This is a genomic window from Streptomyces glomeratus (genome assembly GCF_021462825.1).
Taxonomy (GTDB): domain Bacteria; phylum Actinomycetota; class Actinomycetes; order Streptomycetales; family Streptomycetaceae; genus Streptomyces; species Streptomyces glomeratus.
Window position 1 is genome coordinate 141,578 of record NZ_JAKEEB010000003.1, and the last position, 11,912, is coordinate 153,489.

10 protein-coding genes are annotated in these 11,912 nt (G+C 73.4%); 6 read left to right on the top strand and 4 right to left on the bottom strand.

Annotated elements, in window-relative coordinates:
* Positions 1–557: 557 nt before the first annotated feature.
* Both nirB and nirD read left to right on the top strand, forming a co-directional pair.
* Complete coding sequence (gene nirB / locus LZ604_RS04455; RefSeq protein ID WP_234512781.1) at positions 558–3,167, top strand: nitrite reductase large subunit NirB; 2,610 nt, start codon at positions 558–560, stop codon at positions 3,165–3,167.
* Positions 3,164–3,514: a nitrite reductase small subunit NirD gene (nirD, locus tag LZ604_RS04460; RefSeq protein WP_234512782.1), complete on the top strand. Its 351-nt coding sequence runs from the start codon at positions 3,164–3,166 to the stop codon at positions 3,512–3,514. Before nirB ends, nirD begins: the two co-directional genes overlap by 4 nt.
* 30 nt (positions 3,515–3,544) lie before the next feature.
* On the opposite strand, the gene LZ604_RS04465 is transcribed toward nirD, so the two are convergent.
* The 3 genes from LZ604_RS04465 to LZ604_RS04475 form a co-directional block, all read right to left on the bottom strand.
* Positions 3,545–4,132, bottom strand: coding sequence for a class F sortase (locus tag LZ604_RS04465; RefSeq protein ID WP_234513099.1), 588 nt, complete (start codon positions 4,130–4,132; stop codon positions 3,545–3,547).
* 181 nt (positions 4,133–4,313) lie between these two features.
* Positions 4,314–4,838, bottom strand: a complete 525-nt coding sequence (locus LZ604_RS04470; protein WP_234512783.1) for a GVDTG sorting domain-containing protein — start codon at positions 4,836–4,838, stop codon at positions 4,314–4,316.
* Between the two features lie 393 nt (positions 4,839–5,231).
* Positions 5,232–6,881, bottom strand: coding sequence for a M4 family metallopeptidase (locus LZ604_RS04475; protein WP_234512784.1), 1,650 nt, complete (start codon positions 6,879–6,881; stop codon positions 5,232–5,234).
* Between the two features lie 178 nt (positions 6,882–7,059).
* On the opposite strand from LZ604_RS04475, the gene LZ604_RS04480 reads away from it, so the two are divergent.
* Positions 7,060–7,527: a gamma-glutamylcyclotransferase family protein gene (locus LZ604_RS04480; protein ID WP_234512785.1), complete on the top strand. Its 468-nt coding sequence runs from the start codon at positions 7,060–7,062 to the stop codon at positions 7,525–7,527.
* 113 nt (positions 7,528–7,640) lie between these two features.
* On the top strand, positions 7,641–8,543 hold the full coding sequence (locus LZ604_RS04485; protein ID WP_234512786.1) for a peptidase associated/transthyretin-like domain-containing protein: 903 nt from the start codon (positions 7,641–7,643) through the stop codon (positions 8,541–8,543).
* A gap of 52 nt (positions 8,544–8,595) precedes the next feature.
* On the opposite strand, the gene LZ604_RS04490 is transcribed toward LZ604_RS04485, so the two are convergent.
* Entirely contained in the window at positions 8,596–9,291 is a 696-nt protein-coding gene (locus LZ604_RS04490; protein ID WP_234512787.1) for a SanA/YdcF family protein, read from the bottom strand.
* Positions 9,292–9,490: 199 nt separating this feature from the next.
* Here LZ604_RS04490 and LZ604_RS04495 point away from each other — a divergent pair, with 199 nt between their 5' ends.
* Together LZ604_RS04495 and LZ604_RS04500 are read left to right on the top strand one after the other, a co-directional pair.
* A complete protein-coding gene (locus LZ604_RS04495) occupies positions 9,491–10,393 on the top strand; it encodes a sirohydrochlorin chelatase (protein ID WP_234512788.1) in 903 nt (300 codons plus the stop codon).
* Between the two features lie 99 nt (positions 10,394–10,492).
* Positions 10,493–11,830: a deoxyguanosinetriphosphate triphosphohydrolase gene (locus LZ604_RS04500; RefSeq protein WP_234512789.1), complete on the top strand. Its 1,338-nt coding sequence runs from the start codon at positions 10,493–10,495 to the stop codon at positions 11,828–11,830.
* Positions 11,831–11,912: the final 82 nt, after the last annotated feature.

The window sequence follows — 11,912 nt, forward strand, 5'->3', positions numbered from 1 at the left end:
GCCCCGGCGTCCGCCCCTCACACCAGCGTCCGGCCGCTGCTGAGCGCAGCGTTCCGCCCGGGAAACAGGGGTGATGCGGCCGGGTAACGTCGGCGCCGCACGCTGCGGTGCATGACTTCGGACTCGGACCTGCGTGCCGCGACGGCCGGCGCCGCACCCACGGGCGCGCGATGCCGCGCTGCCGTGCGAAGCCGTACCGGCGTGCTGAGCCGCGCTGCCGTGCGAAGCCGTACCGGCGGGCTGAGCCGCGCTGCCGTGCGAAGCCGTACCGGCGGGCTGAGCCGCGCTGCCGTGCGAAGCCGTACCGGCGTGCTGAGCCGCGCTGCCGTGCGATGCCGTACCGGCGGGCTGAGCCGCACCGTCGGGCGAAGCCGCACGGGCGCCGTGCCCGGCGGTCGCGGCGGGCCGCACAGGCCCGTCCCGCCCCCGGGACAGCACCCCGTCCGCCCCCGGATCACCCCGCCCGACCGCGCGGCCCAGGAGGCCCCCCGCCCGGATCGGCCCGTGCCCCTCGACGCCTCGCTGCCGCACCTGCCCACCCCCGATGGAGGCTCCTGATGTCCACGACCGCATTTGTTGGGGACCGGCCCCGCCCCACGATCGTGCTGGTCGGCCATGGCATGGTCGGCCAGCGCTTCCTCGAAGCGCTGGCCGAGCGCGGCCTGACCGCCACCCACCGCGTGGTCGTGCTGGGCGAGGAGCCGCGTCCGGCGTACGACCGCGTTCAGCTGACCTCGTACTTCTCGGGCCGGACGCCCGAGGACCTCTCCGTGACCGACATGGAGTTCATCGCCGCACACGGCATCGAACTGCACATGGGCGACCCGGTGGAGACGATCGACCGCGGGGCGCGCAAGGTCACCGCGCGCTCGGGCCTGACCGTCGGCTACGACGTCCTCGTACTGGCCACCGGCTCCTACCCGTTCGTGCCCCCGGTTCCCCGGAGGGACGCCGAGGGCTGCTTCGTCTACCGCACGATCGAGGACCTGCTCGCGATCGAGGAGTACGCGAAGTCGAGGGCGACGACCGGTGCGGTGGTGGGCGGCGGTCTCCTCGGGCTCGAGGCCGCGGGCGCCCTCAAGGGCCTGGGACTCGACACCCACATCGTGGAGTTCGCGCCCCGGCTGATGCCCGTCCAGGTCGACGAGGGCGGCGGCGCCGCACTCCTGCGCACCATCGAGGACATGGGACTGTCCGTGCACACCGGCGTGGGCACCCAGGAGATCGTGACCGGCGAGGACGGCTCGGTCACCGGCATGAAGCTGTCCGACGGTTCCGAACTCGCCACCGACATGGTGGTGTTCAGCGCCGGTGTCCGCCCCCGCGACCAGCTGGCCCGTGACGCGGGCCTGGCGGTCGGCGAGCGCGGCGGCATCACCGTCGACGAGCAGTGCCGTACCGTCAGCGACCCGCATGTCTTCGCGATCGGCGAGTGCGCGCTGGCGGCGGACGGCCGGGTGTACGGCCTGGTGGCCCCCGGGTACGAGCAGGCGGAGACCGCGGCGGCCACGATCGCCGCCGACGAGGCGTCCTTCACCGGCGCCGACCTCTCCACCAAGCTGAAGCTGCTCGGCGTCGACGTGGCGTCCTTCGGCGATGCGCACGGCACCACCGAGGACTGCCTGGACGTCGTCTACTCCGACGCCCGCTCGGGCCTGTACAAGAAGCTGGTCATCGGCCGGGACGGCACACTGCTCGGCGGCATCCTGGTCGGCGACGCGGAGGCGTACGGCACGCTGCGCGCCTTCACCGGCTCGGTCCCGCCGATCGCCCCCGAGTCGCTGGTCCTGCCGGCCGGCTCCGGGGGGTCCGCCCAGCTCGGCCCGTCGGCGCTGCCGGACGAGGCGATCATCTGCTCCTGCCACAACGTGTCGAAGGGCACGATCCGGGCTGCGGTGACGGATCACTCCTGCACGACCGTGCCCGAGGTGAAGAAGTGCACCAAGGCCGGTACCGGCTGCGGCAGTTGTGTGAAGGTGCTCGGCCAGCTGGTCACCGCCGAGCTGGAGGCGTCCGGCGTCGAGGTGGACAAGGGCCTCTGCGGCTGTTTCGCGCAGACCCGCGAGGAGCTGTACGAGATCGTCCTCGCGCTGCGCATCAACACCTACCAGGACCTCCTCGACCGGCACGGCCGCGACGGCGCCCGGGGCGGCGACGGCTGCGAGATCTGCAAGCCGACCATCGCCTCGATCATCGCCTCGCTCGCCCCGACGATCGGCGCGAGCGGCTACGTCCTCGACGGCGAGCAGGCCGCGCTCCAGGACAGCAACGACCACTTCCTCGCCAACCTCCAGAAGAACGGCTCCTACTCGGTCGTCCCGCGCATCCCCGGCGGCGAGATCACTCCCGAGGGCCTGATCGTGATCGGCGAGATCGCCCGGGACTTCGGTCTCTACACGAAGATCACCGGCGCCCAGCGGATCGACATGCTCGGCGCACGCGTCGAACAGCTCCCGCTGATCTGGGCCCGGCTGGTGGACGCCGGCTTCGAGTCCGGGCACGCGTACGGCAAGGCCCTGCGCACGGTGAAGTCCTGCGTGGGGCAGACCTGGTGCCGATACGGCGTCCAGGACTCCGTCCGGATGGCGATCGAACTGGAGCTGCGCTACCGGGGGCTGAGGTCCCCGCACAAGCTGAAGTCGGCGGTGTCGGGCTGCGCCCGCGAGTGCGCGGAGGCCCAGTCGAAGGACTTCGGCGTGATCGCCACCTCCAACGGCTGGAACCTGTACGTCGGCGGCAACGGAGGCGCCACCCCGCGCCACGGGGATCTGCTGGCGCAGGACCTGTCCGACGCGGAACTGATCCGCCTCATCGACCGGTTCCTGATGTTCTACATGCGCACCGCCGACCGCCTGGAACGCACCTCGACCTGGCTGGAGCGGATCCCGGGCGGCCTGGACCACGTCCGGGAGGTGGTGGTGGAGGACTCCCTCGGCATCGGCGAGGAGCTGGAGTCGCTGATGGCCGACCACGTGACGAACTACCGCGACGAGTGGGCGGCGACCCTCGACGACCCCGAGAAGCTGGCCCGGTTCGTGTCCTTCGTCAACGCCCCCGACACCCCCGACCCGGTCGTCGGCTTCGTCTCGGAGCGCGACCAGATCAAGCCCGACCTGCCGCTGCTGTCCATCGGTACGCGACCCCTGGAAGGAAGTGCCCAGCGATGACCCTGGCACCCGAGAGGACCAGTCTGAGCGTCCAAGTGCGCCTTGGCGAGGACTGGTTGACCATCTGCGACCTCGCGCGGCTGACACCCGGCCGCGGGGTGGCGGCGCTGTTGCCGGACGGCCGTCAGGTCGCCCTCTTCCTGGACCGGGCGGGCAGGCTGTACGGCATCGACAACCGCGACCCGTTCGGCGGTGCCGCGGTGCTCTCCCGCGGTCTGACCGGCACCCAGGAGGGCCGGCCGTTCGTGTCCTCACCGCTGCTGAAGCAGCGTTTCGACCTGGTGTCCGGGCAGTGCCTGGACGACGAGACCGTGCGGCTGGAGACGTACGAGGTGCGGGCGGCCTGAACGCGGCGGCCGGCCCCGTGGAGGAGGCCGTCAGCGGCCCCGGCTGCCGGTGAGATGCGCGAAGACGACCACGTTCCCCTGGTAGCCCGTCGTGCTCGAGTAGCCGCCGCCGCAGGTGATCACCCGAAGTTCGGGGCGGGCCGCCGCACCGTAGACCTTCTGGTCGGGGAAGTCCCTCGCCGCGTACACCTCGACCGCGTCGACCGTGAAGACGGCCGTCGACCCGTCGCGCCGGTCGACCTCGATCGTGCTGCCCCTGCGCACCGCGCCGAGGTCGTAGAAGACCGCCGGGCCCTCGGTGTTGTCGACGTGCCCGGCGACGATCGCGGTGCCCGTCTCGCCGGGCATGGTGCCCGCCTGGTACCAGCCGGCGAGGTTCTTGTAGCGGGCGGGCGGGACGTCGAGGCTGCCGGTCCGCGTCAGCCCGAGTCCCATCAGCGGGGCGTCCACGCGTATCGAGGGGATGCGTATCCGGTCGGGAGGCGAGGGCGGCAGCGCGGACGCGACAAAGCGCCCTGGGCCGGTGTCCGCGACCGCCTGGGCGACCGAGGGCTGCGGCGGTGCCTGCGTCTCGGCGGCGCCGCGCAGCAGCCACACTCCGGAGCACAGGGCGGCCATCGTGACGGTCGCTATGGCGATGTCGCCGACCGTGCCGGGCCTGCCGACCTTGCGCACGTGGTGCTCCTTCCGGGACCGGGGCCCGGGGCCTCGGGGACCCCCTCCGGGCCGCGAGGGGCAGTCGGACCCGGAGGGGGATGGGGGACGGCGGTACCGGCCGACGGACAGCGCGGGCTGTCCGTCACATCCCGTCGCCTCTGAGCCGGCGATGCAGGAGCCAGGTACCGCCCGCGGCGGCGACGGCCAGAGCCGCCACACCGGCCGCGCTCTTCACGGGGTCGGGGCCCAGTGCGCCGCCGACCCCCGTCTTCACGCTTCCCCGCGGCTGTGCCTGGTCGCCGGCCGCGGTGAGGGTGACCGTCAGATCGCCGGTCACGGTGGTGTGCCGGCCGCCGGAGCACTGGGCGACGATCTCGTACGTTCCCGGCTGGGCGCCCGGCGGGACCCGGAACCGCCCGGTCACGTCCTGCTGGTGGGTGCCGGGCGCCAGGACGAACACGCCGGCCCCGACCGCGCTGGCGTCACCCGACGCCGCGCCTGCCGCGCCGCACGCCGCCGTGTTGACGGTGACCTGCGAGCCGGGGACGACGGCGGAGGGATAGACCTCCAGGATCCCGCTGTCCCCCGCGTACGTGGGCACGGCGACGAGCCCCGCGGCGCCGAGGGCGAGGGCGGTGCCGGTCAGCAGACGGGCGGTACGTCGCATCGTGTGTGCTCCTTGGACAGGGCACGGCCCGCGGCATCCCCAGCGTGCCGCTGTGTCAGGTCGTGCCCCTGCCCTTTCGAGGAAAAGGGCACCCGGCCGCGGCCGCTTGCTGACGGACCGTCAGAAATGCGGCGAACGGGTGCCTCCGGGGTCCTCACACGGGCCCTTACGGCCGACGTTTCAGCAGGTCACCGGGGGTGTGGCCGGTCCCTGGAGAAAGAGAACCCGAAGGGCGCAAGGGCGGCGGTGGGCGGGTGAACGAAGAAGCGGCCGCCCGAAGCCGTCGGGCTTCGGGCGGCCGGCAGGGTGTGAGGCCGGGTGCCGGAGCGCGGACCTACCGGCACCCGGCTCGCCGCCGGCTTCCCGGCTTCCCGGCGGCCCGGGGCGTGGCGGTCAGCCCACGTTCACGGCGCTCCACGCCGCCGCGACCGCGTTGTACTCCGTACTGCCGGCCCCGTAGAGGTCCTTCGCAGCGTTCAGCGTCGCCGTGCGCGCGCCCGCGTAGTTCGTGGAGGACGTCATGTAGACCGTCAGGGCCCGGTACCAGATCTTGCCGAGCTTGTCCCGGCCGATCCCGGTCACCGTCGAGCCGTTGCAGGTGGGGGAGTTGTAGGAGACGCCGCCCACGGACTTCGCGCCGCTGCCCTCCGCGAGGAGGTACGCGAAGTGGTTCGCGACGCCCGAGGAGTAGTGCACGTCGAGGTTGCCGACCGACGAGCTCCAGCAGTCCGCCGAGTTGCCGTCCTTGGAGGGCTGGTCCATGTAGCGCAGCGCCGGCTTGCCGAAGCCCGAGCGGACGATCTTCTCGCCGATGAGGTAGTCACCGGGGTCCGAGGCGTTGTTCGCGTACCACTCCACCAGCGTCCCGAAGATGTCCGAGGTCGCCTCGTTCAGGCCGCCCGACTCGCCGGAGTACGTCAGCGCCGCCGTCTTCGACGTCACGCCGTGCGACATCTCGTGGCCCGCCACGTCCAGCGCCACCAGCGGCCCGAAGGTCGTCCCGTCGCCGTCGCCGTACGTCATGCAGAAGCAGCTGTCGTCCCAGAACGCGTTGTTGTAGTTGTTGCCGTAGTGCACGCGGTTGTACGAGCCCTTGCCGTCGCCCGCGATGCCGGTCCGTCCGTGGACGTTCTTGTAGTAGTCCCAGGTCTCGTTGGTGCCGTACTGCGCGTCCACCGCCGCCGAGGAGCGGTCGGACGTCGTGCCCGTGCCCCAGTGGTTGTCGGCGTCGGTGAACAGCGTGGCGGGGGCGCGGCTGAAGCAGATCCCGAAGAAGCACAGGTCCGTCTTGTTCGCGGCGTCACCCGTGTAGGTGTTGCCGCGCGTGGGGTCCTTGAGCTGGTACGTCGACCCGGACTGCGTCGTCTCCAGCGCGACCGTGCCGCTGTAGAGGGACTTGCCGTCGCCGCTCGCGGTCTCGATGCTGTCCCACGCGTCGATCTGCCTGCCGGTGCGGGCGTCCGTGAGGACCGTACGGGCGACCGGGTTGCCGAGCGAGTCCTGGCCGATCGCGTTGGTGCGCCAGGCCAGCCGGGGCGCGCCGTGCAGCGCGTCGACGACGAGCTGCGGCTTGGCCTTCACGTTCTTCAGCAGCTCCCCGGCGTTGGCGGCGCGCAGTGCGGCGGCGGCCAGGTCGGCGGCCTTGGGGGCCTGCACCGAGGGGGTGACGGTGGGCAGCGAGACGGTGCGCCGTGTGGCCTGGTCCGCACCGCGGTACGAGCCGTTGGGCGCGAGGTGGACCACGAAGTCGCCGCCGAGGACGGGGAGGTGACGGTACGTCCGGTCGTAGCGCACATGCTGGCTGCCGTCCGCGTCGACCACGACGTCCCGGACGCTGGTACCCTCCGCGTCGGTGAGGCCCAGGCGCGAGGCCTGGCGCACCAGCGCCGCCGTGGCGTGGTCGATCGCGGTGGCGCGGCTGGGTCTGCCGGCCGCGCCGGCGGCGGGCGCGGGTGCGAGGGCGGCGGCCAGCAGGGCCGCGGTGGTCGCGGCGGTGCCGGCCGCGGCGATACGGGAACCTCGGATGTGCCGTATCCGACTCATCGGTCTCCTAGGGAAGGCGCCTGGGGGCGCATGTGGGGGGCCAGGGGCGGGGAGCCCTGACGTGTGCTCCGATTTAAAGGTTCATGACATGTCATGTCCATAGCTTGTTCGCGGAGGTGTGTGAGGGGTCAGAATCGTTCCTGCAACGCTTCGGTAGAAGCACGGAAGGAGACCGGCCATGGTCGCGGCCGACGGGCCGGCCCGCGGGGGCACCCGGGAGGCCGCCGGGCACGTGAGACTGCCGTTCTTCGTGTACGGGACCCTGCGCCCCGGTGAGCGCAACCACGACCTCTTCCTGCGCGGCCGCACCCGGTCCGAGGAACCGGGGCTGCTGTCCGGGGCCGTGCTGTACCACGGCCCCGGATACCCGTACGCCGTCGAGGCGGACGGCGGCACGGTCAGCGGCGACATTGTCACCGCGCTGCCCGGGGAGTACGGCGCGCTCCTCGTCGCCCTCGACCGGCTCGAGGACTGTGTGCCGGGGGACCCGCGCAGCCTCTACGAGCGGGTGGCGCGGGAGGTGACGGCGCGGGACGGCAGGACCGTACGGGCCTGGGTGTACGTCGCCGCACCCGCCGTCGCGGCACGGCTGCGGGCGCACGGCAGTCCGGTCCGGGGCGGGGACTGGCGCGCCCGGCGACCCTGAACCCGCGCCCGGCCCGGCGTCGCCCCGTCCCTCCTCGCGCACGTCGCTCGTGCGGGCGACCGCACTGTGCGTCCCCTCCCGCCGCAGCCCCGCCCGGCCCTAGGGTCCGGCCCATGACCGATAGCGACCTCACCCGGCGGCGGGCGCTCACGCTGGGCGGCGCCGCCGCGGGTGCCGTCCTCGGATTCGGGCTCTTCTCCTTCTTCCCGGACGACGACCCCCCTGTGCCGGGACGGGAGGGGGCCGGATCCGGTCGCGACGGGGTACCCGGCACCGCACCGGATGCCGAGCTGTGCGTGCTCAACCGGAGTGTGGCGCCGGGCCCTTACCCCCTGGACGGCGCACCCCTGCGCAAGGACGTCACCGAGGACAGGCAGGGCGTCTTGCTGAGGCTGCGGCTGACCGTGCGCGACCATACGCACGCCTGCGCCCTCCTTGCGGGCGCCGACGTGGAGATCTGGCACTGCGACGCCTCGGGCCACTACTCCGGCCATCCCGACGCGCCTGCGGGCGGCGGGCCCGCCGCGGGCGGGCGCGCCGGCTCCGCGACGTTCCTTCGCGGCTGCCAGACGACCGACGCCGCGGGCCTCGCCGAGTTCGCCACGGTCTTCCCCGGCCGGAGCGCAAAGCGGGCCCCGCACATCAACGTCAGGGTCCGCACCGGCGGCACCAGGACCGGCCGGGGCTACCAGGGCGGCAGGGTGAACTGGACCGGACAGCTGTTCTTCCCCGACCGGTACACCGACGCGGTGTACGCGAAGTCCCCGTACGCACGGCACAAGGGCGACCGCACACCGCTCGCGCAGGACCCGGTGTACCGCGCGGGCGGCGGGAGGGACGGACTGCTGAGCGTCACGGGGGGCGTGGACACGGGGCTCGTCGGGGTCCTGACCATCGGCATCGACCCGGCGCGGGAGCCCTCGCAGGCCGCGACGGGCGTTCCGCGCGCCGGGAGGACACCGGCACCGGACAGCGCCGCGAGCGCCTCCCGCCCGGCGAACCCCCCGACTCCCTGAGACCGCCGCGCCTTCCGTCCGGCGCCTCCTCGAGGCCGAAGCGCCGGGGTCCTCATCTCCGTGCCGCCGCCAGGGCCATCGCAACCCCGGGCTCCCGCGGGCCGAGGAACCGCGGGTCCGGGCGGAACAGTGCGTCCAGGGCCGCCTTGCCCGCGGCGAAGACCTCCCGGGTGCCGCCGTAGTACCACGTCATGTCGTGCTTGTCGTCGACGCCGACGCCGTACGAGGTGACGCCCGCCGCCTGGCACAGGGCGACCGCGCGGCGGATGTGGAAGCCCTGGCTGATCAGGACCGCCCGGTCCACGCCGAAGATCTTCCGGGTACGGACGCAGGAGTCCCAGGTGTCGAAACCCGCGTAGTCGCTGACGATCCGTTCGTCCGGCACGCCGTGCCGCGTCAGGTAGGAGCGCATCGCGTCCGGCTCGTCGTAGTCCGTACGGCTGTTGTCACCGGTGACGAGCACGACCCTGACACGGCCCGCCCGGTACAGCTGCGCCGCCGCGTCCAGACGGCGGGCGAGGTACGGCGACGGCTCGCCGTCCCACAGGCCCGCGCCGAAGACGACGGCGACCTCCGTGCGCGGCACGTCCGCGGTCGTGCGCAGCCGGTCGCCCGTGGAGAGGAACAGCCATGTCATGGGCAGCAGTGCGAGGACGCACAGCAGCATCAGGCCCTGCACGGTGCGCCGCTGCCCGGCGCGGGTACGCGGCAGCCTCGGTCTGCGGATCCTCAGGCGTGGCAGGCCCATCGAAATGTGTCCCCCGGGGTCGGTGGTCGTCGTCAGGGGGGACGCAGCGGACGGTGATCCGGTTCGCGCGCGGACGCGCCGGGCGCGTCCAGAGCCGGCGTGCCCCCTCACACCACCTGGCCCTCCCTTGTGAAACACCGGAAAACACCCGTCACGGTCACGCAACGGCGTGGCAATCTGCTGCCGCCAGGATCGGTCCATGACGGCGTCGAACCCCTCCCACGACGAGTCCCACCCCCGCCCCGCCGGCCGGCCGCCGCACGATGCCGACCTCGGCAGCGCGGCGCAGCTCCTGACCCGCATCGGCAGCCGGCTCGGAAGCCGGCTCAGCGTTGTCTCCCAGAACGGCACCCTGCACCCGGCCCCGCCCGCGCTCGTACTCGTCGCGCACGGCAGCCGCGACCCGGAAGCCCTGTCCACCGTGCGCGCCCTTATGGAACGGGTGCGCGATCTGCGCCCACGGCTGCCGGTGCGTCTCGGCCACATCGAGCTGAACGAGCCCCTGCTCCCCGACACACTCGCCTCCCTCGGCGAGGACCGGGCCGTGCTCGTACCGCTGCTCCTCAGCCGCGGCCACCACGTCAAGCGGGACATCCCCGAGACGGCCGGCGCGGCCCGCGCCGACACCCGTGTGGCCGCCCCGCTGGGCCCGCACCCCCTGCTCGTGGAGACGCTCTACGCCCGGCTCGTCGAGGCCGGCTGGCCCTCCCGGATGAGCGACGCGCGGCGCCGGGCGAGCGCGGTCGTGCTCGCCGCCGCCGGTTCCCGGGACCCCGACTCCGCCGCCGACACCCGCCGCGCCGCCCAGCTGCTCGCCGAGCGCCTCGGCGTGACCGTCGTTCCCGCCTACGCCTCCGCCGCCACGCCCACCGTGTCCGCGGCCATACGCACGCTCACCGCCCGCGGCCACCACCGGATCGCCGTCGCCTCGTACTTCGCCGCGCCGGGCCGTTTCGCCGCCGAGTGCGCCGCGGCGGCCCCGTGGATCGCGGCGGACCCCCTGGGCGCGCACCCGGCCGTGGCCCGTCTGGTCCTGCACCGGTACGACCAGGCCGTCGCGGCTCCCGAGCCGTCCGCCGCGCACACGCTGGCATCGGCCTGACCGGACACGCCCTGCGCCGACGGGCCCGCGCGGGTCACGGCCCGGCGTGAAGCGGACGCCGACACCCCGATTGTCACCGGCTGCGTTTACTGTCGGGTCATGGACGGGACTGCACCCAAGGCCCACGAGACCTCGACGCGGTATGACAACGGCCCGGCGACCGGCACCCCCTACGACGACACGGACGCCGAGCGCTGGGCGGCCGAGCCGGACAAGCGCCCGGGCCGCACCGCCTTCCAGCGCGACCGCGCCCGCGTGCTGCACTCGGCCGCACTGCGCCGTCTGGCGGGCAAGACCCAGGTCGTCACCCCGGGTACCGCAAGCGCCGCCTGGGACGCGAGCCCCCGCACCCGGCTCACCCACTCCCTGGAGTGCGCCCAGGTCGGCCGGGAGCTGGGCGCGGCCCTCGGCTGCGACCCGGACCTCGTCGAGGCCGCCTGCCTCTCCCACGACCTCGGCCACCCGCCCTTCGGGCACAACGGCGAACAGGCGCTCAACGAGTTCGCCGAGGACTGCGGCGGCTTCGAGGGCAACGCCCAGTCCCTGCGCCTGCTCGCCCGTATCGAGCCCAAGCGGTTCGTGCGGAGCGCGGCGACCGGCGAATTCGTCAGCGTGGGGCTGAACCTCACCCGCGCCGCCCTCGACGCCGCCACCAAGTACCCCTGGCCGCGCGGCTCCCACCCCACCGACCCCACGTCCCCGAAATTCGGGGTCTACGAGGACGACCGCCCCGTCTTCGACTGGTTCCGCAAGGGCGCCCCCGACGACCGCACCTGCTTCGAGGCCCAGGTCATGGACTGGTCCGACGACGTGGCCTACTCGGTTCACGACTTCGAGGACGGTCTGCACGCCGGCCACATCGACCCGGGCTGCCTGCACTCCGACCCCGAGCGGCAGGCGGTCTTCGCCGTGGCCCTCGGGCGGTATGTCCCCGCGGACACCGACCCCCAGGAACTGGCGGAGGCCCTCGACCGGCTGCTGGGCCAGGAGTGGTGGCCGCGCGGCTACGACGGCTCCGCGGTCGCCCAGGGCCGTCTGAAGGACGCCACCAGCCAGCTCATCGGCCGCTTCTGTCTGGCCGCGGAGGGCGCGACCAGGGCGGCATGGGGCAGCGGCCCCCTCACGCGGTACGCCGCCGAACTCGTCGTCCCGAGAAGCACCCGCATGGAGTGCGCGGTCCTCAAGGCGGTCGCCGACCGGTATGTGATGCAGCGAGCCGAGCAGGAGCGGCTCCGCGCCGACCAGCGGATCGTCGTGGCCGAACTGGCCGAGGCGCTCACCGCCCGCGCGCCCGAGGGGCTGGATCCGCAGTTCCGCGCGCTGTTCCGGGAGGCGCCCGACGACCGCGCCCGCAAGCGGGTGATCGTGGACCAGATCGCCTCGCTCACCGACGCCTCGGCGGGGTCCCTGCACGTGCGGCTGACGGGGCACGGCTGATCCGGACATCGTGACCCGGACTCCGTGACGCGACTGCGTGATCGCGACCGCGAGATCCGGACACACCGAGACGGCCGGGACA